This is a genomic window from Stenotrophomonas rhizophila (genome assembly GCF_000661955.1).
GTDB lineage: Bacteria > Pseudomonadota > Gammaproteobacteria > Xanthomonadales > Xanthomonadaceae > Stenotrophomonas > Stenotrophomonas rhizophila.
Genome location: NZ_CP007597.1, coordinates 1,355,157 through 1,378,462, shown reverse-complemented (window position 1 = coordinate 1,378,462; position 23,306 = coordinate 1,355,157). Strand labels below are relative to the sequence as shown.

The 23,306-nt window shown below is 68.7% G+C and carries 20 protein-coding genes and 1 tRNA gene; 12 read left to right on the top strand and 9 right to left on the bottom strand.

What is annotated here, in order from left to right; genetic code table 11:
- The first annotated feature begins 157 nt into the window (after positions 1 to 157).
- Positions 158 to 817, top strand: a complete 660-nt coding sequence (locus DX03_RS05785; protein WP_038687110.1) for an energy transducer TonB — start codon at positions 158 to 160, stop codon at positions 815 to 817.
- Between the two features lie 194 nt (positions 818 to 1,011).
- A complete protein-coding gene (locus tag DX03_RS05780) occupies positions 1,012 to 3,810 on the top strand; it encodes a TonB-dependent receptor (protein WP_038687108.1) in 2,799 nt (932 codons plus the stop codon).
- 156 nt (positions 3,811 to 3,966) lie between these two features.
- On the opposite strand, the gene DX03_RS05775 is transcribed toward DX03_RS05780, so the two are convergent.
- From DX03_RS05775 to DX03_RS05740, 8 genes are all read right to left on the bottom strand, one after another.
- Positions 3,967 to 4,043, bottom strand: a tRNA-Asn gene (locus DX03_RS05775).
- Positions 4,044 to 4,112: 69 nt separating this feature from the next.
- On the bottom strand, positions 4,113 to 4,583 hold the full coding sequence (gene rlmH, locus DX03_RS05770) for a 23S rRNA (pseudouridine(1915)-N(3))-methyltransferase RlmH (RefSeq protein ID WP_038687106.1): 471 nt from the start codon (positions 4,581 to 4,583) through the stop codon (positions 4,113 to 4,115).
- 84 nt (positions 4,584 to 4,667) lie between these two features.
- A complete protein-coding gene (gene rsfS, locus DX03_RS05765) occupies positions 4,668 to 5,072 on the bottom strand; it encodes a ribosome silencing factor (RefSeq protein WP_051598970.1) in 405 nt (134 codons plus the stop codon).
- A gap of 97 nt (positions 5,073 to 5,169) precedes the next feature.
- Positions 5,170 to 5,835 (bottom strand): nicotinate-nucleotide adenylyltransferase, encoded by a 666-nt coding sequence (nadD, locus tag DX03_RS05760; RefSeq protein ID WP_038687102.1) that lies wholly within the window; start codon positions 5,833 to 5,835, stop codon positions 5,170 to 5,172.
- A gap of 5 nt (positions 5,836 to 5,840) precedes the next feature.
- Positions 5,841 to 6,878: a DNA polymerase III subunit delta gene (gene holA, locus DX03_RS05755; protein ID WP_038687100.1), complete on the bottom strand. Its 1,038-nt coding sequence runs from the start codon at positions 6,876 to 6,878 to the stop codon at positions 5,841 to 5,843.
- Between the two features lie 25 nt (positions 6,879 to 6,903).
- Entirely contained in the window at positions 6,904 to 7,503 is a 600-nt protein-coding gene (locus DX03_RS05750; protein WP_038687098.1) for an LPS-assembly lipoprotein LptE, read from the bottom strand.
- 186 nt (positions 7,504 to 7,689) lie between these two features.
- Positions 7,690 to 10,329, bottom strand: coding sequence for a leucine--tRNA ligase (gene leuS / locus DX03_RS05745; protein ID WP_038687096.1), 2,640 nt, complete (start codon positions 10,327 to 10,329; stop codon positions 7,690 to 7,692).
- Between the two features lie 138 nt (positions 10,330 to 10,467).
- Complete coding sequence (locus DX03_RS05740) at positions 10,468 to 11,073, bottom strand: DUF998 domain-containing protein (protein WP_038687094.1); 606 nt, start codon at positions 11,071 to 11,073, stop codon at positions 10,468 to 10,470.
- A gap of 130 nt (positions 11,074 to 11,203) precedes the next feature.
- Here DX03_RS05740 and trxA point away from each other — a divergent pair, with 130 nt between their 5' ends.
- The 5 genes from trxA to DX03_RS05715 all read left to right on the top strand — a co-directional run bounded on the left by trxA (position 11,204) and on the right by DX03_RS05715 (position 16,858).
- Positions 11,204 to 12,061, top strand: coding sequence for a thioredoxin (gene trxA / locus DX03_RS05735; protein WP_038687092.1), 858 nt, complete (start codon positions 11,204 to 11,206; stop codon positions 12,059 to 12,061).
- Between the two features lie 205 nt (positions 12,062 to 12,266).
- On the top strand, positions 12,267 to 13,931 hold the full coding sequence (locus DX03_RS05730) for a FecR family protein (protein ID WP_051598753.1): 1,665 nt from the start codon (positions 12,267 to 12,269) through the stop codon (positions 13,929 to 13,931).
- The gene (locus tag DX03_RS05725; RefSeq protein ID WP_038687090.1) at positions 13,928 to 15,553 is read left to right on the top strand and encodes a CHASE2 domain-containing protein; all 1,626 of its coding nucleotides are present in this window, start codon (positions 13,928 to 13,930) and stop codon (positions 15,551 to 15,553) included. Before DX03_RS05730 ends, DX03_RS05725 begins: the two co-directional genes overlap by 4 nt.
- Before the next feature lie 63 nt (positions 15,554 to 15,616).
- On the top strand, positions 15,617 to 16,090 hold the full coding sequence (locus tag DX03_RS05720) for a DUF4442 domain-containing protein (protein WP_038687088.1): 474 nt from the start codon (positions 15,617 to 15,619) through the stop codon (positions 16,088 to 16,090).
- 51 nt (positions 16,091 to 16,141) lie between these two features.
- Entirely contained in the window at positions 16,142 to 16,858 is a 717-nt protein-coding gene (locus tag DX03_RS05715) for a hypothetical protein (protein ID WP_038691943.1), read from the top strand.
- A 9-nt stretch (positions 16,859 to 16,867) separates the two neighbouring features.
- On the opposite strand, the gene DX03_RS21475 is transcribed toward DX03_RS05715, so the two are convergent.
- Positions 16,868 to 18,184, bottom strand: a complete 1,317-nt coding sequence (locus DX03_RS21475) for a hypothetical protein (protein WP_185753470.1) — start codon at positions 18,182 to 18,184, stop codon at positions 16,868 to 16,870.
- A 75-nt stretch (positions 18,185 to 18,259) separates the two neighbouring features.
- Here DX03_RS21475 and DX03_RS05705 point away from each other — a divergent pair, with 75 nt between their 5' ends.
- The 5 genes from DX03_RS05705 (at position 18,260) to gloA2 (ending at position 23,258) form a co-directional block, all read left to right on the top strand.
- Complete coding sequence (locus DX03_RS05705; protein ID WP_038687085.1) at positions 18,260 to 18,937, top strand: DUF502 domain-containing protein; 678 nt, start codon at positions 18,260 to 18,262, stop codon at positions 18,935 to 18,937.
- Between the two features lies 1 nt (position 18,938).
- On the top strand, positions 18,939 to 19,712 hold the full coding sequence (locus tag DX03_RS05700) for a queuosine precursor transporter (RefSeq protein WP_038687083.1): 774 nt from the start codon (positions 18,939 to 18,941) through the stop codon (positions 19,710 to 19,712).
- Positions 19,713 to 19,808: 96 nt separating this feature from the next.
- Positions 19,809 to 21,734: a DUF885 domain-containing protein gene (locus tag DX03_RS05695; protein ID WP_038687081.1), complete on the top strand. Its 1,926-nt coding sequence runs from the start codon at positions 19,809 to 19,811 to the stop codon at positions 21,732 to 21,734.
- A gap of 58 nt (positions 21,735 to 21,792) precedes the next feature.
- Positions 21,793 to 22,854: a serine hydrolase domain-containing protein gene (locus tag DX03_RS05690; protein WP_051598751.1), complete on the top strand. Its 1,062-nt coding sequence runs from the start codon at positions 21,793 to 21,795 to the stop codon at positions 22,852 to 22,854.
- Positions 22,851 to 23,258, top strand: coding sequence for an SMU1112c/YaeR family gloxylase I-like metalloprotein (gene gloA2 / locus DX03_RS05685; protein ID WP_038687077.1), 408 nt, complete (start codon positions 22,851 to 22,853; stop codon positions 23,256 to 23,258). Before DX03_RS05690 ends, gloA2 begins: the two co-directional genes overlap by 4 nt.
- The last annotated feature ends 48 nt before the right edge of the window (positions 23,259 to 23,306 follow it).

Sequence of the window (23,306 nt, the reverse complement as noted above, 5' to 3'; positions counted from 1 at the left end):
TGAGCGCCAGCCAAACACCCACATGCCCCCTGACTTCCGGGCCGCGCCCCGCTCCGGTATTGCTGTCATTGCGCGGCCCCGCCTTCTGCGTCCTGCAACCCCACCGGCCGCGCCCGCACGTTTGATGTTCCCGCACATCTGGCAAGGAGAGTGGAGCATGGTCCGTACCCAACCCCGCGTAGTGCCGCTGCAGATCGACGTTTCCCGCGTGCTCGGCTGGAGCACCGCCCTGGCCCTGCATGTGCTGGCGCTGATGCTGCTGCTGATCCCGGCAGCGTATGTGGCCGCGCCCCTGCCACGTGAACGCATGCAGATACGGATGCTGGTACCGCCGGAACCCACCCCGCCGGTCCCGGTGCCGATCAAGCCGGACGTCCCCACCCTGGTGCAGCCGCGCACCGTGCCCACGCCGCAGGTGGCCCCGCTGCCGCCGCCGACCGCCAACGCCGACGATGCCTTGGCGGTGGCGCCGCTGCCGGCCAGTGAACCCCAGGCCCCGGTCCTGGCCCCCAGCGTGCCGGGGCCGGCTGCCGGTGGTGCCGGGGCGCTGCTGCAGTACCGCAGCGCACCGCCGCCGGCCTACCCGATCGCCGCCATCCGCAACCATGAGCAGGGCACGGTGCTGCTGCGGGTGCGGGTGGAGGCCGATGGCCGGGCCTCCAGCGTGGTGATCGAGCGCAGCAGTGGCTCGCGGGCGCTGGACAACGCCGCCCGCCAGCAGGTGCTGCGCCAGTGGCGGTTCGTGCCGGCCATGGTGGACGGCCAGCAGGTGCCGGCCGATGGCCTGGTGCCGGTCAGCTTCACCCTGCCGGACTGAGGCCGCAGTGACGTAATAGGCGCGGGGGACCGGCCACGGCCTCCCCGCGCCTTTGGTCGCCGACAGACGGCGACCCGAATTAAGCAATTTTTCACGACTTCGTCACCCTCCGGAAACCTAGATTGTCGCCGTCGTCACTCATTTTCAGTGCCGATCCATCGTCATTGTTGGTTTTCCCAGTCAGGAGAGAAGCTGTGAAACACCCGGTCCAACGGCTCAACAGCAGCCGCAATAGCCTCGCCCAATCCATTTCCACCGTACTCGCCAGCAGCACCCTGTTGCTGGTCGGAGCGCTGGCATCCTCTTCTGCGTTCGCGCAGGAACAGGCCACCAACCTTGACCGGATCACCGTCACCGGGTCCAACATCCCGCGTACGAACACCGAAACCCCCTCGCCCGTCCAGGTGATCACCCGCCAGGAGATCGACCGCACCGGCAAGACCACGGTCGCCGAATACCTGCAGACCCTGACCGCCGACGGCTCCGGCTCGATTCCCAAGACCTTCGGCAACGGCTTCGCTGGCGGCGGCGCCGGCATCTCGCTGCGTGGCCTCGGCGCCGGCTCGACGCTGGTGCTGTTGAACGGCCGCCGCATGGCCACCTATGGCCTGGCCGATGACGGCCAGAAGGTCTTCACCGACCTGAGCACCATTCCGCTGGATGCGGTTGAGCGTATCGACGTCCTCAAGGACGGCGCCTCGGCCATCTATGGTTCGGACGCGATCGCCGGCGTGGTCAACATCATCCTGCGCAGCGACTTCCAGGGCGCCATCCTGCGTGGCTCCTACGGCACCTCCGGCGATGGCGATGGCAATGCCAAGAAGGCCACGTTGACCGCCGGTACCGGCGACCTCAACAGCGATGGCTGGAATGCGTTCTTCAGCCTGGACGTGGGCAAGACCGACGCGATCAAGATCAGCGACCGCAAGAACCGCAAGTGGATCGGCACCGGCGACACCCGCCCGTGGGGCTACGCGGCTACCGACGCCCAGTTCCTCGGCGGCGCCTTCCTCAACGGCGGCACCGGCGGCGGCACGGGCCCGAACGGCTCGGTGTTCGACGCCACCGGCCACCTGGTCGCGTTGCCGGGCTGCGCCGGCCTGACCACCATCCCGGGCCAGACCGATGCCACCGCACAGGCGCAGGGCTGCCTGTGGGATCCGAACCAGCAGTACCGTGACCTGACCCCGGAAGAGAAGTACGTGAACGTGTTCGGCCGCGCCAGCTTCGCCTTCGGCGAAGGCGGCGAGGTGTACACCGAAATCGGCTACTCCAAGAAGGACACCACCTTCACCAACACCCCGTCGGGCGTGTCGGGCGGTTGGGGCTATCCCGGCGGTCCGGTCAACGCCAACAGCGGCGCTGGCGCCACCGTGCTGGGCCCGGGCCACCCGGACCTGCCGCCGGCACTGTCGGCCACCGGCGCACGCCTGCGCTACTCGGCGTGGGACGTGGGTCCGCGCGTGACCAACAACACCAACGAGTTCAATCGTTTCCTGGTCGGCGTGAAGGGCAACTGGGGCGAGTGGAGCTATGACACCGCGTACTTGCATTCGGGTACCGACCTGACCAACAAGCGCACCGGCTTCCTGCGTTACAGCGCCGTGCGTTGCGCGCTGGGCAATGCGGCCTGCCCGGGTGGCGTCTGGCGCATCGGTGACAATGCCGGTCTGAACTCGCAGGCGCTGTACGACTACATCTCGCCGGACATCAGTGCTCGCGCCAAGTCCAGCCTGGACATGTTCGACTTCACCGTGTCGCGCAGCCTGATGGACCTCAAGGGCGGCCCGCTGGGCCTGGCGTTGGGTACCGAGTGGCGCAAGACCAGCAACAGCCTGACCCCGCAGACCTACACCGACCAGGGTGACATCATCGGCCTGGGTTACTCGGCCTATGACGGCACGCAGAACGTGTACGCCGGCTACGCCGAACTGTCCGCACCGGTGCTGGAGCAGTTGGAACTGAGCGCCGCGCTGCGCTATGACAAGTACGAAAGCGGTGAAGGCAAAGCCACGCCGAAGCTGGGCGTGAAGTGGAGCCCGGTTGACTGGCTGGCGCTGCGTGCCAGCTACGCCGAAGGCTTCCGCGCCCCGAACCCGGCCGAAAACGGTGACGGTGGCCTGGCCGCCTTCTCCAACGCGGTCGATCCGGTCCGCTGCGGCATCACCGGCGCAACCGCCGATTGCCAGGCCCGCCAGGTGGCGATCATCACCCGTCCGAACCCGGACCTGAAGCCGGAAGAGTCCAAGAGCTACTCGGTCGGCATCGTGATGCAGCCCACCTCGACCACCTCGCTGACGGTGGATGCATGGGAGATCAAGCGCACCAACGAAATCGCCCCGGGCGACACCGACGATGCGATCGCCGCGGGCAATGTGCTGCGTGACAGCAACAACCTCAATGGCGTGCCCAACAGCGGCACGATCCTTGCGGTCAACACCGACTACGTCAACGCCACCTCGTCGCGGGTACGCGGTATCGACACCGATATCCGCCAGACCTTCGATATCGGCCCGGGCCAGCTGGAGATGGATCTGCAGTGGAGCCATGTGCTCAAGTTCGAGCGCACCAGCGGCACCACCACCGATGACTACGCGGGCACGCACGGCAACTGCGACGTGACCAACTGCATCGGCACGCCGAAGGACCGTATCAACTTCGGCACCACCTGGAAGCAGGGCGTGTGGAGTGTGAGCGGCGTGGCCAACTACATCTCCAAGATGGACAACATCGACAAGCGCGGTGGTTCCTACCAGGCCTTCTACGCCGACGAGACGCCGGTGACGAAGATCTCCTCGTTCACCACCTTCGACCTGTCCGGCCGTTGGAACGTCACCGAAGCCTTCGAGCTGAACGCCTCGGTGCAGAACGTGTTCGACCGCATTGCGCCGCTGGATCCGACGACCTACGGCGCGGTCAACTACAACCCGCTGCACTTCAGCGGTGCCATCGGCCGTTACTTCACCGTGGGGGCCAAGTACACCTTCAACTGATGTAACGCATGTGGGGAACGAAAAGCCCGGGCAGTGCCCGGGCTTTTTGTTGGCGGCGGCGTGGGCGTTGGTTTCGATCATTGCCGCGTTGCGCGCGATGCCCCCCGGATGGCGGGCAAAAAAAAGCCTCGCATCGCTGCGAGGCTTTTCAAAACTTGGCGCCCGAAGTTGGACTCGAACCAACGACCCCCTGATTAACAGTCAAGTGCTCTAACCGGCTGAGCTATTCGGGCGGGGTGCGCATTGTAGCCCGTTTTTCACAGGATGTAACCCGTTTTCGCAGGTTTTCTTCCAGCCCGTTGTCAGGCGCGATGGTACGGGTGGTTGGCCAGCATCGCCGCCGCGCGATACAGCTGCTCGGCCACCACCAGGCGCACCAGCATGTGCGGCAACGTCAGCGGACCGATCGACCATTTTTCATCGGCCAGCGCGGACACTTCCGCCGAGTGGCCTTCGGGCCCACCGATCAGGAAGGCCATGTCCCTGCCCTGCCCGCGCCAATGTTCCAGGCGCTGCGCCAGCTGCTCCGAACTGAGCTGGCGGCCCGGCACATCCAGCGCCACCACGTAGGCATTCTTCGGCAGCGCGGCAATCACCCGCTTGCCTTCATCGTCGGTGGCACGGCGCGCGTCGCGGCCCTTGCCACGCAGGCCCGGCTCGATCTCCACCAGCTCGAAGGGCAACCAGTGCGACAGGCGCTTCTGGTACTCGGCAAAGCCCTGCGCCACCCAGGCGGGGGCGCGTTCGCCGGTGGCGATCAGCCTGGCTTTCATCTGCAGTCTCCCGGCATCTGCGGCGATGCCGTTGAAATGACAACGGCGCCATCGGCGCCGTCATCGTGTCCGCGACGCGCCGCTTCAGCGTGCGCCGTGGCCGTACTCGTCGCCTTCTTCGGCGTCGTCGTCCAGCAGGCTCGGCGGCTGGTCGCCGACCGTCCACAGGCGCTCCAGCGCGTAGAACTCGCGCACGCGCGGCAGCATCACGTGCACCACCACGTCGCCCAGGTCGACCAGCACCCACTCGGCTTCGCGCTCGCCTTCCACACCCAGCGGCATCACGCCCAGGGCCTTGGCGAACTTGACGACCTCATCGGCGATCGACTTCACGTGACGGCTGGAGGTACCCGAGGCGATCACCATGTAATCGGCGACGCTGGACTTGCCGATCACATCGATTTCGACGAGATCCTTGGCCTTCAGTTCTTCGGTGGCCTTGCGCACGCACTCCAGCAGCTGCGCGTTGGAGGGTGCCGGGTTCGGCATCTGGACCTTGATGGTCTGGGGCTGGGCTTGGTTGCTCAAAGCGGGTGAACTCGATAAATGTGGGGCCGATTATACGGGCCCGAGGCCCCGCGCGTATTCACACACGCCCGGCGCCGTACAGGCCCCGGTCGGCGATGTAGTCGGCCACGGCAGGCGGCAGCAGGCTGCGCCAGTCTTCGCCGGCGGTGATCCGGGCGCGGACGGCACTGGCCGATTCCTCGCGCAGCGGGGTCTGCAGGCGCAGCACGCGCCCGGCCGGGGCGCCCAGCAGCGCGCGCTCGTGGTCGGCCCAGCGCCCGGCCAGGGCGGCCTCCAGCGCGGGCGGCAGGGCCTGCTCCAGCGGGCTGCCCGGGCGGTCGGCGACGATGAAGTGGGCCAGCCCGAACAGGGCCTCCCAGTCATGCCAGCCGGTCAGGCCCAGCAGGCTATCGGCGCCCACCAGCCACGCCAGCGGCTGATGGGGGCCCAGCTCTGCGCGCAGCTCGCGCAGGGTGTCCACCGTATAGGACGGCACCCCGGGCTGGCGCGCGGACCGTTCCAGCTCACGCAGATCGAGCAGCAGGCCCGGCTCGTCGCCGATCGCCAGTGCCAGCATGTGCGCCCGCTGCCCGGCATCGGCGCCCGGCGCGGCCCGGTGCGGCGGGTCGGCCGCGGGCAGCAGGCGCACCGCCACCTGCAACTGGTCGCGCGCCGCGCGCGCGATCGCCAGGTGGCCCAGGTGCACAGGATCGAAGGTACCGCCGTAATGAATGCGCAGGCCCATGCCGCTCAGGCGCGGGCCAGCAGGCGCACGGCGCGGGCCTCGGCCACGGCCAGCAGCAGGCGTTCCAGCCCGAGCCACGGGTCGCCGTCGGCACGGCCCTTGGCCATGCGGTCCACCAGCCCGGCCTCGGCCACGAAACGCTCCCAACGCTTGGGTTCGGGATGGCGCTGCAGGGCGCGCTTGAACGGCGCCTGCCGCGATTCCCAGATCCCGCGGCTCTTCATCTCGGCGGCCAGGTTGCCGCCCCGGGCCTGCACGCGGGCCAGCCCGGCGGTGGACAGCAGCTCGCGGATGACCATCGGGGTCAGCGCCGCCACCGCTTCGCCTTCGCCCCGCAGCCCGGTCAGCATGCGCAGTACCGCCACCGGCTGCCCCGAGAACGTGGCCTCCAGCAGGCGGAACACGTCATAGCGGGCGGCGTCGGCCACCAGCGATTCCATGGTGTCCACGTCCAGGGTCTGCCCGGCGGCCAGCAGGGCCAGCTTGTCGATCTCCTGCGCGGCGGCCAGCAGGTTGCCTTCCACCCGCTCGGCCAGGCGCTGCACAGCGGCCGGTTCGGCGCGAAGGCCCTTGCTGCGCAGGCGGCGTTCGATCCAGTCCGGCAACTCGTGCGGCTTGATCGCCCAGGCCACCGACAGCACGCCGACGCGATTGACCGCCTCGGCCCACTTGCCCTGGTGGGCCTTGCTCCATTCGTTGCAGGTGATCAGCAGGATCACGTCCGGCGCAGGATTCGCGCAGAACTGGCTGATCACTTCGGCGCCTTCCTTGCCCGGCTTGCCGCTGGGCAGGCGCAGTTCCATCAACCGCCGCGGGCTGAACAGGCTGGGCGCATTGAAGCTGGCCTCGACCTGGTGCCAGTCGAAATCGCGGCCGTCCGCATCGAAGACCTCGCGCTCGTCGATGCCGTCGGCGCGGGCGCGGGCGCGCACCACGTCGGCCGCTTCCAGCACGCGCAGGGTTTCCGGGCCGGCGATCAGATAGACCGGGGCCAATGCCTGGCCAGCCGGCTGGCTGGCGAATTGTTCGGGTCGCAGTTCCATCCTGGCGCCGGTCCGGAGGGACCGGTCAGTGCCCCGGGATGGGCGTAGCAGGGGCCGCCGGCGGCGGCACCGGCGGTTCAACCGGCAGGCTGTCCGGGGTGGCCGGCTTGACCGGGATGCGGCCTTCCATCTCGGCGCGCACCACGCTGTCGATGCGGCGCATGATCGAGGCCGACATCTCACGACGCAGTTCGTCGGCGAGGATCTCGCGCTCGGTGGTGGTACCGGTGGCGTCGGTGGGCGGGGACACGTAGTCGCGCGACAGCTCGATCACCTGCTGCGGCACCAGCTCGCTGCCATCCTCACGCAGGAACTTGAAGATCACCGCGTAGCGCAGGCTGTATTCCTGGGCACGGCCCTGGGCATCGATGGCAATGGGCAGATCACCCCAGCGCTCGGACAGCACCTGCAGCTGGGCCGCCTTGGCGGTGTCGTCCGACTCGGCGATCTGCGCCCCCGACGACTGCAGCCCCCGGCGCAGCAGCTTGGCCAGCTCGCTGTACGGCGCGGTGGACACCACCTTCACCGCGGCGGTATCGGCCGGCAGCATCAACTTGTTGCGCAGGTGGAAGCCGCAGCCGGCAAGGGACGCGGTCAGGACAAGGGCAAGCAGGAATCGGGTCATGGGCACAGTCTGGGGGAGCCGGGCGGGCGCGGCAACAGGCACTGAAGATGCCCGATGCCGCGTGAACGTAGAGCGGGGCTCTGCCCCGCTCCGGGGGGCGCCGGGTAGAACCCGGCTCTACGGGGGTGCTGCAGCCGGGTGGAACCCGGCTTTACGGTAGCCGGGTAGAACCCGGCTCTACGTGGATCAGGCAGCGACGATGTTCACGATCTTGCCGGGCACGATGATGATCTTGCGCACCGTCAGCCCGTCCAGGAACTTGGCCGCGTTCGGTTCGGCCAGGCCCAGTGCTTCGATCTGGTCGCGCGGCGCATCGGCGGCCACCTCGATGGTGCCCCGCAGCTTGCCGTTGACCTGCACCGCCAGGGTGACCGCATCGCGCACCAGCGCACTGCTGTCGACCTGCGGGAACGCCTGGTCTTCCAGCAGCGTTTCGCCGTGGCCCAGCACCTGCCACAGCGCATGGCTGGCATGCGGGGTGATCGGGTTGAGCAGCAGCACGGTGGCCTGCAACGCTTCCTGGCGGACCGCACGGCCCTGCCCGCTTGCATCGTCGAACTTGGCCAGCGCGTTCATCAGTTCCATCACCGCGGCAATGGCGGTGTTGAAGCTGTGGCGGCGGCCATAGTCGTCGCCGACCTTGCCGATGGTTTCGTGGGTCTTGCGGCGCAGCACCTTCTGCTCGGCGTTCAGCGCGGCCACGTCCAGCGCCGGGGCCGGGCCTTCGGCAGCGTGCTTCTGCACCTGCGTCCACAAGCGGCGCAGGAACCGCGCCATGCCATCCACGCCGGCCTCGTTCCACTCCAGCGACTGCTCCGGCGGCGCGGCGAACATCGAGAACAGGCGCACCGTGTCGGCGCCGTACTTGCTCACCATCACCTGCGGGTCCACGCCATTGTTCTTGGACTTGGACATCTTCTCGGTGCCGCCGATCACCACCGGCTGGCCGTCGGCGATCAGGGTGGCGCCGGTGATGCGGCCGCGCTCGTCGCGCTGCACGTCCACGTCGGCCGGGTTGATCCAGTCCTTGGAGCCGTCCGGGTTCGGGCGGTAGTAGGTCTCGGCGATCACCATGCCCTGGCACAGCAGGTTCTGCGCCGGTTCGTTGCTGTCCACCATGCGCGCATCGCGCAGCAGCTTGTGGAAGAAACGGAAGTACATCAGGTGCAGGATGGCGTGCTCGATACCGCCGATGTACTGATCCACCGGCAGCCAGTAGTTGCCGCGCTTGTCCACCGCGTCGCGGGCACCGGGCGAGGTGTAGCGCGCGTAGTACCAGCTCGATTCCATGAAGGTGTCGAAGGTGTCGGTTTCGCGCTCGGCCGCGCCGCCGCAGTCCGGGCAGGTGGTCTTGCGCCATTCCGGGTCGGCCTTGATCGGCGAACCGGTGCCGACGAAGTTGACGTTCTCGGGCAGTACCACCGGCAGCTGTTCTTCGGGCACCGGCAACGCGCCGCACTTGGGGCAGTAGATCACCGGGATCGGGCAGCCCCAGTAGCGCTGGCGGCTCACGCCCCAGTCGCGCAGGCGGTAGTTCACGCGGCGCTGGCCCTGGGCCTTGCGCTCGAAGCGTTCGGCCAGCGCCTCGAAGGCGCCCTGGAAATCCAGGCCGTCGAACTCGTCGGAGTTGACCAGTTCGGTGTCGCGGGTCTTGTCGCCGTACCAGTCCTGCCAACGGCTGGCGTCGTAGGCGCTTTCTTCCTTGCGCAACGCCTTCAGCGCGATGACCTGGCGGATCGGCAGGCCGTACTTGGTGGCGAACTCGAAGTCGCGCTGGTCATGGCCCGGCACGGCCATCACCGCGCCGGTGCCGTAGCCCATCAGCACGAAGTTGGCCACCCACACCGGCACCTGGGCGCCGGTGACCGGATGCACGGCGCGCAGGCCGGTATCCATGCCGCGCTTTTCCTGGGTTTCCAGTTCGGCTTCGGACACGCCGCCCTGCTTCATCTCGGCCAGCAGCGCGGCCAGGGCCGGGTTGGACTTGGCCGCGTGCTGGGCCAGCGGGTGTTCGCCGGCGATCGACACGAAGGTCACACCCATCACCGTGTCCGGACGGGTGGTGAACACGCGCAGCGAATCCAGCGCACTGCCGTCGGCGTCGCGCACGTCGAACTGGATTTCCAGCCCTTCGGAGCGGCCGATCCAGTTGCGCTGCATGGTCTTGACCGAGTCGGGCCAGCCCGGCAGTTCATCCAGGCCGTCCAGCAGTTCCTGGGCGTAATCGGTGATGCGCAGGAACCACTGCGGGATCTCGCGCTTTTCCACCAGCGCGCCGGATCGCCAGCCGCGGCCATCGATGACCTGCTCGTTGGCCAGCACGGTCTGGTCGATCGGGTCCCAGTTCACCACCGCGTTGCGGCGGTAGGCCAGGCCCTTGCGCATCAGCCGGGTGAACATGCGCTGCTCGTGCACGTAGTACTCCGGCGTGCAGGTGGCGAACTCGCGCGACCAGTCCACCGCATAGCCCATGGCCTTGAACTGGCCCCGCATGTGCTCGATGTTGGCGTAGGTCCACTTGGCCGGCGCGGTCTTGTTCTTGATCGCCGCATTCTCGGCCGGCAGGCCGAAGGCATCCCAGCCCATCGGCTGCAGCACGTTGTGCCCGGTCATCCGCTTGTAGCGGCTGATCACGTCACCGATCGTGTAGTTGCGCACGTGGCCCATGTGCAGCGCCCCGGACGGGTACGGCAGCATCGAGAGGCAGTAGTACTTCGGTTTGTCCGAAGTCTCGCTCACCTCGAAGGCACGGGTGGCATCCCAGAACTTCTGGGCGGCGGATTCAACCTGCTGCGGATCGTAAACGTTGGGTTCGACGCTGGTCATGGAAACGCTAGTGCGGCGGCAAAGCGGGACAGGGTACCGCAGTGCGGCATGGGGCTCCAATCGAGCGCAGCTACCCTGCCCCACAAAGCCCTCATCCCGTTGAATCGCCAAGGGTTTTCCCCGGACGACGGATTCCGCTCAGCGCAGGCGATGCGCCAATGGCAGCGCCGCGACCAGCCACACCGCCCAGACGGCAAAGGCCAGCCGCTGCGCCAGCGGTGCCGGCATCCAGGCCTGCAGCACGAACGCGGCCACCACCATGCCCACCGCGCAGCCCAGGTGCAGCAGCGCCTGTGGCCGCCAGCCCCGCACGCGCAGCGCGCCCAGCCCGTACAGCAGCGTGCCCGGCACGAACGCCAGCACCCACACCATCCATGCACTGGCATGGAACTGGCTGGCCGGGCTTTCAATATCGCTGGCGTCCAGCGGCAGCAGCCCCATCGCGGCAAATCCGGCTCCCGCCAGTACCAGCAGCTGCACGCCCACGCGCAGCGTCCAGGGCGCCGTGCGCGGCACCCGCACCAGCAGGCGCAGCGCCACCCCGCAGGCCAGTACCCCCGGCAGCACCAGCCCCAGCCAACTGAATGCCTGTGCATGCGGCACCCCGGTGGCGCCCAGCAGCGCCACCGGATGCGACAGCGCGCGGTATCCGGGCAGCGCCGCACCGAAGCCGACGACCGCCACGACGAACACAAGCGCGGCAAGCGCGCCGATGCCGCGATCGATACGGGGCGAAATGTGCATGAAGGTCTGCCTGGGCCAAGGGGAACGCCGCGCATTGTCACCGGTTTGCGCCGATCCCGGGAGCCGGGGTTGCGTCCCGCAACCTGCGCACCCATACACTGCGTACATCTTTAATCGTTGATTGCCGACCATGAGCGAATTGCCGCACGTCTTCGACGCCACCACCGCCACCTTCGAAACCGAGGTCCTGCAGAAGTCCCTGCAGACGCCGGTGCTCGTCGATTTCTGGGCCAGCTGGTGCGAGCCCTGCAAAACCCTCGGGCCCATGCTGGAAAAGCTGGCCGCTGAGTACTACGGCGCCTTCGAGCTGGCCAAGGTCGACGTGGATGCCGAACAGCAGATCGCGGCGGCGTTCCAGATCCGTTCGGTGCCCACCGTGTTCCTGGTCAAGGGCGGCCAGCTGGTGGACGGTTTCCCCGGTGCGATCCCGGAAGGCCAGCTGCGCGAGTTCCTGGCCCAGCACGGCGTCACCCCGGCCGAACCGGCCGCCGACGCGGTGGCCGAGCCCGAACCCCTGGACCCGCAGGCCCAGGTCGACGTGCTGCGCGCGGCGATCGCCGCCGAGCCGGACAAGGACGAGCTGAAGCTGGACCTGGCGCTGGCCCTGCTGCAGACCGGCGGCACCGCCGAGGCCAGCACGTTGATCGATGCGCTGCCGGCCAACCTGGCCACCGACGACCGTGCGGTACGGGCCCGTGCGCGCCTGGATTTCGCCAACGCACTGCAGGACGCACCGGCGGCCGAAACGCTGGACGCACGCATCGCGGCCAATGGCGATGACCTGCAGGCGCGCCACCTGCGAGGCGTGCAGTTGCTGCTGGGCGGCGAGGATGAGGCCGCGCTGGAGCAGTTCCTGGCCATGCTGCGCAGCGACCGTACCTTCGCCGAAGGCCTGCCGCGCAAGCTGCTGATCGATGCCTTCAAGGTGATCGCCGACGAGGATCTGGTGGGCCGCTATCGCCGCCGGATGGCATCGCTGCTGTTCTGATCCGGCGCAGGAGGCGCCACGTGTTCAGTTACTACGGACGGATGCGCCTCGCCCACATGGAATGTGACGGAAGTCACGTTCAGAAACTCTGCACGGGTCCCGGGCAATAATGCGACCGCGGCGTCCACGACGCCGCGATCCATTCGGGGGGATGAGGTCTGGGCCATGGGGGCCGCACGGCTGAGCCCCGCCCAGCAGGGCCCAGATGACCGTGAGTTCGACCCGTTTGCTTCACCTCTGTTCGCTGCCCGCACGCCTGTTGATGGTGGCAGCCCTGCTGTTCTCCGCATTTCCCTTGCTGGCCCAGGATTGGACCTACCGGGTACGCCCCGGCGACACCCTGTGGGACCTGGGGTCGCGCTACCTGAAACCGTCGGTACCGTGGCAACACCTGCAATCCCACAACCGCGTGAGCGACCCCTACCGGTTGCCGCCGGGCAGCCAGCTGCGTTTCCCGGTGGCGTGGCTGGCGGTGCAGCCTGTCCCGGCCCGGGTACTGGCCCTGCGTGGGCCGGTGCAGGTTGGCGACGCGGCGCGCGGTGGCCTGCGCGATGTGATCGAAGGCGAGCTGCTCACGATCGGCCAGCATCTGGTCACCGGGGCCGATGCCAGCGTCACCCTGGTCTTTGCCGATGATTCGCGGCTGCAGCTGCGCGAAAACTCGCGGCTGCGCCTGGACCAGCTCAGCCGCTACGGGCACACCGGCATGGTCGACACCCGCGTGCGCCTGCAACAGGGCCGCACCAGCAACCGGGTAACGCCGGCAACTGGTCCGGCATCGCGCTACATCATCGATGCGCCAACGGCGACCAGCAGCGTACGCGGCACCGTGTTCCGGGTCAGCGCCGGCGGTGACGGGCGCAGCGCGGCCACCGAAGTGCTGCAGGGCAAGGTGCAGGTCGGCAACCCACGCGGCCAACGCCTGGTCACCCGCGGCCAGGCCACCCGCAGCACATCGCAGGACACGCGCCCGGGCCCACTGGAGCCGTTGCTGCCGGCGCCACTGCTGGACCCGGCGCAGCTGCGCCTGGACCCGCTGCCCGCGCAACTGGCGTGGACGGCGGTGGACGGTGCCGCGCACTACCGGGTGGACGTGGTCCGTGCCGACCAACCCGAGATTCTGCTGTTCGCGCAGGACACCACGGCCACCACCCTGACCGTGCCGGACCTGGCGCCCGGCACGCTGCGCGTACTGGTCCGCGCGGTCAGCGCCGACGATGTGGAAGGTCTCGACGCCGAGCACGATTTCGAGGTGCGCGATCAACCGCCGCCCCCGTTGACGGTGCGCCCGGTCAACGAGGAAACCGTCAACAGCGCGCGGCCGCGGTTCCAGTGGAGCCAGGTCGACGGCGCCGCGACGAGCGTGCTGCAGATCGCGCGTGACGCCCAGTTCCTTGAGCCCGTGCTGGAGCAGCAGAGCACCAGCCCGCATGCACGCGCGGCCGCGGACCTGGCCCCGGGCACGTACTTCTGGCGGGTTGCCTCGCGCGATGGCAACGGCCACCGCGGTCGCTTCGGCCACCCGGTCGCGCTTACCCTCACCGATGCCCCCGTCGATCCCGCCCTGCAGCCACCGCAGGCTGCCAAGGGCCAGTTGACGCTGCGCTGGCAGGCCGGTGAAACCGGTCAACGCTACCGCGTGCAGATCGACCGCAAAGGCGATTTCGCCAACCCGTTACTGGACCGCGAGGTCGACCAGCCGGAGGTATCGCTGAAGCGTCCCTGGCACGGCACCCTGCACGTGCGCGTGCAGTACATCGATGACGACGGCTATGCCGGCCCGTTCTCGCCGGCACAGCAGGTCGCGCTGCCCTGCCGCACGTGCTATGGCGCTGGCGGCGGCGCCCTACTGCTGTGGCTGCTGCTGTGAAACCACTGGCACTGTCGTGGCCGCAGCGGCTGGCGCTGTCGGCGCTGGTGGGCGGCCTGGCCGCCGTCGCCAGCCACTGGCAGTGGTTCTGGCAGCAGGACGAGGCGGTTTACGATGCGTATGTCGGGGCGTGGGACTACCCGCCCGACCCGCGCCTGCTGATCGTGGCGATCGACGACAACAGCCTGCAGCAGATCGGACAGTGGCCCTGGCCGCGCTCGACCCACGCACGCCTGCTTGACCGCCTCACCGAGGCGGGCAGCGCTCGGGTGGTACTGGACCTGATGCTGTCCGAACCGGACCGTCAGGATGCAGCGCAGGATGCGGACCTGGCGGCGGCGATCCGTCGCAACGGACACGTGGTGCTGCCGGTGCTGGCCGCGCCGGCCAGCGGCCCGAACATGGCCGAGGAACTGCTGCCGATCCCGCTGATCGCCGCCAACGCAGCCACGCTCGGGCACAGCGATGTCGAAGTGGACGCCGACGGGGTGGCACGCGGCCTGTATCTCACCGCCGGGATCGGCTCACCGCACTGGCCCGCCCTCGGGCTGGCGCTGGCCGATGCGCGCGGCCCGCTGCCCGGCCTGCGCGGTCCGGACCCGGGACAGTCCTCGCCCTATCAATGGCGCCGCGACCATTACGTACGGGTGCGCTACGCAGGCCCACCCGAACGGTTTCCGCAGGTGTCCTACGTCGACCTGCTCAACGGCGACGTCGACCCGGCGCTGCTGCGCGGGCGGCTGGTCCTGGTTGGCATGACCGCCAGCGGCATCGCTCCGCGCCTGCTCACCCCGACCACGCGCGAGCGCTGGATGAGCGGCAGCGAGTACCAGGCCAACGTCGCCTCCATGCTGCTCACCGACAAGGTCATCACCCTGCCACCCACGCTGTGGCGGGACCTGCTCAGCGGCCTGCTGGTGGCGCTGTGCTGCCTGGGCCTGTCGCTGCCCCGGGCATCGGCCAGCGCGCTGCTGGCCTTGCCGTCCACCCTTCTGCTCAGCTTCGTATTGCTGCGCGCCGGCAACCTCTGGTTTGCCCCGGCTGCGGCGCTCACCGGCATGCTGGCCGTCATCTGCGCGTGGGTGTTGTGGCGGATCAGCGCGTGGCGCCGCCAGGCCAACAGCGATGCACTGACCGGGCTGGGCAACCGCCTGCGTTTCGAGCAGACCCTGCAGCAGGAACACGACGCCGGCCGCCGCAGTGGCCGCCCGCTGAGCCTGGCGCTGATCGATGTGGATCACTTCAAACACCATAACGATGTGTATGGGCACCAGGCCGGCGACAACGTGCTGCGCCTGATCGCCACCGAGATCGGCGCACACGCGCGGCGACCGCGCGACATGGCCGCGCGTTTCGGCGGCGACGAGTTCGCGCTGATCCTGCCCGACACCGCGGCCGACGGCGCGGTGCAGGTGATCGAGGACCTGCTGGCACGGGTACGCCTGCTGGAGGTGCCCGGTGCAAACGGGCAATGCGTCCACATCACCCTGACCGTGGGCGTGTACACGCGGGTACCCGCCATCCGCAGCGAACCGCGGCACTTCTTCGAAGGCGCCGATGCGGCGCTGTACAAGGCCAAGGCCGCGGGTCGTGACGGCTACATGGCCGACGACGGCGACTGATTGCCACACCATACGCCTGCGAATGGTAAGATTCATCCCTCGTTCGCAACCTGGGTCGACCCGATGAAAGCCAGCGTGTTCCGCCACGGCATGAACCTGTGGCCGCCGTTCCTGTTCACCGGCATCCATGTCACCGAAGTCAGCCCCGACTACCGCCACGTGCAGGTCGAGCTGCGCATGCGCCCCTGGAACCGCAACTACGTGGGCACCCATTTCGGGGGTAGCCTGTTTGCGATGACCGATCCGTTCTGGATGCTCACCGTGATGCACAACCTGGGCCGCGACTATTACGTGTGGGACCGGGCCGGCGAAATCGAATTCCTCAAACCGGGTCGCGGCACGGTGCGTGCGGAATTCCATCTGGATGACGCGCTGCTGGACCAGCTGCGTGCCGCCACGGCCGGTGGCGAAAAGTATCTGCACTGGTTCAGCAACGACATTCTCGACGCACAGGGCGAGGTGGTCGCGCGGGTACGCAAGCAGGTGTACCTGCGGCTGAAGCCGGACGCGCGCAACGGCGGCGCCCGCAAGGGCTGAGCACGCGGCGTGCTTGCTATGCTCGGCGCCCCCAACGTCGGCCCCTGCATCATGCGTACCCTGCTTATCGCCCTGCCCCTGCTGTGCCTGCCGGTGCTTGCGCACGCACTGGACATACCGCCGGTGGATTATCCGACGCTGCCGGCCACCGCCGCGGATGCGAACGGCTTCGTGCCGCGCGGCTGGCGCATCGAACAGCGGCTGGACGGCGACCTCAACGCCGACCGGCGTGCCGACCTGGTGCTGGTGCTGCGCCAGCAGGATCCCCGCAACGTGCTTGAACACGACGGCATGGGCATCAGCCCGCTGGACAGCAACCCGCGCCTGCTCGCCATCGCCTGGGCGCGGCCGGATGGCAGCTATGCGCTGGCCGCGCAGAACCACCAGCTGATTCCGCGCCACGAGTACCCGAACCTGTCGGACGTGTTCGAGGACGGCGCGGGCGGCGTGTCGATCGTGCGCGGCACGCTGCAGGTGGGCCTGTACGCCTTCTCCAACGCCGGCAGCTGGGCCACCGGGTCCACCCGCTTCACCTTCCGCTGGCAGCACGACGCGTTCGCGCTGATCGGCTATGACAGTGACACGATGATGCGCAATTCGGGCCAGACCGGATCGGTGAGCATCAACTACTCCACCGCGAAAATACGCCGCGCAAGCGGCAGCATCGAAACGGACGGCGAACAGGTGGGCTGGGAGAAACTGGCCTCGACGCAGCGCTGGACGCTGGACAGCATCGGCGACGGCGCGGCGTTCAATCCGCTGCCGTAACTGCGCCGCTCAATGCGGGCGCCACGCCTGCGGCAGCGGTGCGCTGATCCACGCCGGCCCGCCGTCGCCCGCGCGACCGTAGCGCGGCACCTGCACCCGCTGCCCATCGGCGCTCAGCTGCGGCGGGCGCTGCGTGCTGCGCAGCGCCTGCGGCATCGCGGCCAGGCGGGCCAGCGCGTCGGTCTGGCCACGCGGCTGCCCATGCAGCCACAGCATCGCCCCCGCCAGCCGCAGCTGGGCGCCGGCATCCTGCATGCGAAGGGAATAGCCGTCGTATGCCGGCTCGCTGATGGCCAGCGTCATGCAACCGGCCGCGTTGGCCACGCAGGCCAATGACCAGATCGACGGCGCCGCGGGCAGCTGCACGGGGCGATCGTCGCGGATCTGCGCCTGCACCTCGGTGCTGCAGGTACGCGACATCTGCCAGGCATTGCGGGCCTGGGTCTTGCCTTCGTCGTGCAACCAGCCTTGCGCCTGCTCCAGCGCCGGCTGGTTGGCCATCGCCGCCCGCACGAACGCAAACTCGCCGCGCATCGGCAGGCACAGGTCCAGCTCGGCCACCGTGGGGGCGACAAGCGCCTGTCGGCACGTCGCCGGGACAGCGGTGCCCGTCGGCAGCTCGGCCAGGATCTCGGTGAACAGACCCGCGTTGCGCTCGGCCATCGCCGAACCCACCATCGCCACCAGCAGGCTGTCGCTGTGCGCCATCAGCATGCGCCCGGTGCGGATATCCTCGCAGGTGCCCTGCAATGCCTGGGCGCTGTTGCCGCGCACATGCGCCAGCGCGTGCCACGAGGTGCGCTCCATCAGTACCTGGAACGACGGGAAGGGCATCGCCACGTCGGGCACGAACAGCGAGCGGTAGTGATCGTCCTCGCCCAGCGCGGCAATGCGGGCGTGCAACCCGTCATGGCCGGCATGGGCCTGCGCCACCGCATCGGCGTCGGCACGTACCGCGGCCAGACAGGCGCTGACACTGCGCCGGCACCAGCCGGTGGCCGGCATGACCTTGGCAAACCGCGTGTCGTCCGCCACGGCATCGCCGGCCGGGTCCGCGCCGCTGGCCGGCCCCGGCGCCCAACGGCGCGCATCCTCGGCGGTCTGCGCCTGCACCTGCGCCGGTGTCATGCCGTCATGGTCCAGCAGCCAGATCGCCGGGAACGCATTGCGTTCGGGTGCCATCGTGGGCAACCCCGCCTCCATGGCCTGCAGCGCCCGGCGTTCCTCGGCCGGCACCGGCAGCAACCACGACACCAGCAGCACCAGCCCTACCAGCGCGCCCAACCCCAGCACGGTCACCCCCACCCACTTCAGTCCCTTCAACACAGCATTCCCTCCCTGCGCCGCTCCCTGCAGCGGCAGGCAGGGTAATCCGGGCGGCCGCACCGCTACAATGCGCCGATGTCGCCCGAAGCCCCCCAACTCGTTCCGCGCCCCTCCCTGCAGCGCCTGTTCCTGACCGGCCTGCTGACCCTGCTGCCGATCTGGCTGACCTGGGTGGTGGTCAAATTCGTGTTCGTGCTGTTGTCGGGCATTTCCAGCCCGGTGGTGGTGCCCCTGTCCGAGCAGATCGCCGCCTCGTTCCCGCATTACCTGGGCTGGGTCAAGGTCGAGTGGATGCAGAACGTGATCGGCCTGGCTGCCACCCTGCTGGTGATCCTCAGCGTGGGCGTGCTCAGCCGCCGGGTGATCGGCCAGCGCCTGCTGCGCTGGTTCGGCGCGGTCATCAAGCGCATTCCGCTGGCCAGCATCATCTACGACAGCGCCAAGAAGCTGCTGGACATGCTGCAGACCGAACCGGGCAGCACCCAGCGCGTGGTGCTGATCGACTTCCCGCACCGTGACATGAAGTCGGTGGGCCTGGTCACGCGGGTGATCCGCGAACAGGGCACCGACCGCGAGCTGGCCGCCGTGTACGTACCGACCACGCCCAACCCCACCTCCGGCTACCTGGAAATCGTGCCGGTGGAACTGCTGACCCCCACCGACTGGACCGTCGACCAGGCGATGAGCTTCATCATCTCCGGCGGTGCCGTCGCGCCGGAAAGCGTACCGTTCACCCGCGCCGGCGACCGCTGAGGTGAGCGCGCGGCCGCTGCAGGACCGCGCGGTGCTGTTGTTCATCGCGTTGTCGGCGTTCTTCTGCGCCAACGCGGTGCTGGCCGAACTGATCGGGGTGAAGATCTTCGCGCTCGAAGACACCCTCGGGGTGGCGCCGTTCAACTGGAACCTGTTCGGCCAGACCGGCTCGCTCAGCTTCACCGCCGGCACGTTGTTGTGGCCGGTGGTGTTCATCATGACCGACACCATCAACGAGTTCTTTGGCCGCCGCGGGGTGAAGTTCATCTCATGGCTGGCGGTGGTGTTGATCAGCTACGGCTTCCTGTTCGCCTTCGCCGCGATCTCGCTGGTGCCGGCCAGCTGGTGGGTCACCTCGATGAGCGCCCATGGCGTGCCCGACTACCAGGCCGCGTTCGCGGCGGTGTTCGGCCAGGGCATGTGGACCATCGCCGGGTCGCTGGTGGCGTTCCTGGTCGGGCAGCTGATCGATGTCTCCATTTTCCATCGCATCCGCCGGGCCACCGGCGAACGCCACGTCTGGTTGCGCGCCACCGGCTCCACGGCGGTGTCGCAGCTGGTGGACAGCTTCGTGGTGATCTGGATCGCGTTCGTGCTGGGCCCGCAGCAGTGGCCCACCTCGCTGTTCCTGGCGGTCAGCAGCGTCAACTATGTCTACAAGATGGGCTTTGCCATCGCCCTGATTCCCTTGCTGTACCTGATGCGGCGCGCCATCACCCGCTACCTGGGCGCCGAGCGCGCCGCGCAGCTGCGGGCCGATGCCGCAGCTGACTGAGGCCCGTACCGCACGAAACTGACCAGGGGCCGGCGCTGGCCGTATGCGCACGGATCGGGCAAGCTCCCCGGTCTGTGTGTTTTACGGATACCGCCGATGCCCCATCCCGCCCGCGCCCTGGCGCTCGCCATCGCCGCCCTGCTGCTGTTCGGCAGCGCCGCACCGGCTGAAGCTGCCAAGAAGAAGGCCAACCGACCGGCTGCCGCGCAGACCCGCGCTGCCGCCAAGCCCAAGGCCAAGCCGCGCGCACGTCCGGCCGCCGCGCCTACGCGCCAGCCGCTGGTCCGCCAGCAGAGCAAGGCCGCCCAGCTCAACCGCATCTACGATGAATACTGGGATGCCTCGATGCGGCTCAACCCGCTGCAGGCCACCTTCCAGGGCGATGCCCGCCACAACGACCAGCTGCCCAACATCCTGTCGGCCGCCTACCGCCAGCAGTCGCATGATTTCACCGTGGAATGGCTGGGCAAGGTCGAAAAGATCGGCACCGATGGCCTGACCGGCCAGGACCTGCTCAGCTACGAAATCTTCGTGCGCGATGCGCGCATGTCGCTGGCCGCCGAGAAGTACCCCAGCTGGATGCTGCCGGTCAGCCAGTACTACAACCTGGGCAGCATCATGGCCATCCTGGGCTCCGGTTCGGGCGCGCAGCCGTTCAACACCGTGGCCGACTACGACAGCTGGTCCAAGCGCTCGCTGGGCATCGCACCGCTGTTTGACCAGGCCGTGGCCAACATGCGCGACGGCATGAAGGCCGGCGTGGTGCAGCCGCGCGACCTGATGGAAAAGGTGCTGCCGCAGCTGGATGCCGTGATCAAGCCGACCGCAGAGGAGAGCATCTTCTGGGCGCCGGTACGCAACATGCCCGAGGATTTCCCCGAGGCGGACAAGGCGCGCATCACCGCCGAATACAAGCGCATGATCGAGTACCGCATCATGCCGGCCTACCGCGCCCTGCGCGGTTTCATCGCCACCGAATACCTGCCGGCCACGCGCACCAGCGATGGCCTGGGCGCGCTGCCCAACGGCCAGGCCTGGTACACCCAGAACATCGTGCAGAGCACCGCCGCCACCCTGGACGCCAAGCAGATCCACGCCGTGGCCGAACAGCGCGTGGCCAGCCTGCAGGCGCAGATCACCGCGACCCTCAAGGACAACAAGATCCGCGGGTCGCAGCAGAAAGTGCTGCGCAACATGCGCACCGACCGCAGTTTCCAGTACGCCAACAGCGAGGCCTTGCTGACCCGCTACAAGCAGTTGCAGGCCCAGGTGGGCAGCCGCCTGCCGGCCCTGCTGGGCACCCTGCCGAAGGCGCCACTGGAGGTGCGTGCGGTGGAACCCGAACGCGCGGCCAGTGCGGCGGCGGTGGCCTACCAGCCGCCCCTGCCCGATGGCATGCGCCCGGGCATCCTGTACGTCAACACCGCCAACCTGCCTACCCGCCGCCGCTGGTCGGCGCCGATGCAGTTCCTGCACGAAGGTGTGCCCGGCCACCATGTGCAGCTGGGCCTGCAGCAGGAGCTGGACAAGCTGCCGCGCTTCCGCCGCCTCGGCGGTGATATCGCCTTCATCGAGGGCTGGGGCCTGTATGCCGAATCGCTGGGCGAGCAGCTGGGCGTGTACCAGGACCCGTACGAGCGCATCGGCTACCTGCAGGCCGCGTTGACCCGCGCCGCCCGCATGGCCGCTGATACCGGCGTGCATGCGCAGGGCTGGAGCAAGCGCCAGGCCGTGGACTACCTGGTCAAGACCGCCGACATGCCCACCGAAGATGCCACTGCCGAAGTCGAGCGTTTCATGGCCCTGCCCGGGCAGACCCTGCCCAATGGCCTGGGCGAACTGAAGATGGTGGAGCTGCGCGAGCGCGCCAAGGCCGCGCTGGGCCCGCGCTTCGACCTGCGCCGTTTCCATGAGGAAGTCCTGCGCGACGGCTCGATGCCGCTGGATATCCTGGACGCCAAAATGACCCGCTGGATCGCGGCCGAGACCGCTGGCACAGCGGCGCCCGCCGCGACCCCCTGACCCATGCACGGAGCCGGCCATGCAGCCTCGTGATCGCCGGCGTTACCGCAGCAGGCTGATGGCGGGCGGTCTGGTCTGGCTGGGCCTGCTGGCGGCGGGCGGCACGCCGGCAGCGCCGGTACTGTCGCCGCCCGACCCTGGCATCGACGCGCTGCTGCAGCGCTACGACGGCCAGGTGCCGGGCGCGGCGGTGCTGGTCCTGCACGATGGCCAGCCGGTGTTCCAGCGCGGCTACGGGCTGGCGGTGGTCGAAGACCACACGGCGGTGACCGCCCGGACCAACTTCCGCCTGGCCTCGGTCAGCAAGCAGTTCACCGCCGCGGCGATCCTGCTGCTGGCCGAAGACGGCGCACTGCGCCTGGACGACCCGCTCAAACGCTGGCTGCCCTCGCTGCCGGCCGCCGCCGACGCGATCACCCTGCGCCACCTGCTCAGCCATACCGGTGGCCTGCTCGACTACGAAGACCTGATGCCCGCCGCGGCCACCGCGCAGGTGCACGACATCGACGTGCTGCACCTGCTGGAGGCCCAGGACCGCACCCTGTTCGCCCCGGGCAGCCGGTACCGGTACAGCAACAGCGGTTACGCGCTGCTGGCGCTGGTGGTGGCCAAGGCATCGGGCCAGGATTTCGCCACGTTCCTTCGCGCACGGATCTTCCAGCCGCTGGGCATGCGCGACACCGTGGCCCACCAGGACGGCGTGGACGACGTGGCCCGGCGCGCCTATGGCTACAGCGCGCTCGACGGGCGCTGGCAGCGCACCGACCAGAGCCCGACCAGCGCGGTGCTGGGCGACGGCGGCATCTATTCCTCGCTCGACGACCTGGCCCGGTGGGACGCGGCGCTGTACGACCAGCGCCTGCTCACGACCGCCTCCCTGCGCCAGGCCTTCGCCCCGGCCACGCGCACCAACGAGCCGGACGTGCCGTTCTACGGCTTCGGCTGGCGGCTCAATGGCGACGCGCAATGGCACAGCGGGGAAAGCATCGGCTTCCGCAACGTGATCCTGCGCTATCCCCGCCAGCACCTGACGGTGATCATCCTGACCAACCGCGACGGCCCCGAACCCTATCCGCTGGCGCTGCAGATCGCCCAGCGCTGGCTGGACACCCTGCAATGACGCCTCCAACCGACACCCCGCTGCTCGGCATCCACCACGTGGCCGTGATCGGCGCGGACTACGCCCGTTCCAAGGCCTTCTACACCCAGGTACTGGGCTTGCGTGTACTGGACGAAAACTACCGCGCCGAACGCGATTCCTGGAAGCTGGACCTGGCCCTGCCCGACGGCAGCCAGCTCGAACTGTTCTCCTTTCCCGGCGCCCCGCCCCGGCCCAGCCGCCCCGAGGCCCAGGGCCTGCGTCACCTGGCCTTCCGGGTAGCGGCCCTGGAACCGATGATCGCGCGCCTGGCCGCCGCCGGCGTGGTGTGCGAACCGATCCGCATCGATGAGTACACCGGCCGCCGCTTCACCTTCTTCGCCGATCCGGACGACCTGCCGCTGGAGCTGTACGAAATCGGCTGACCCCCGTTGCCCATACCCCGGCGAATGGGTATACAGTCGGCCTGTACC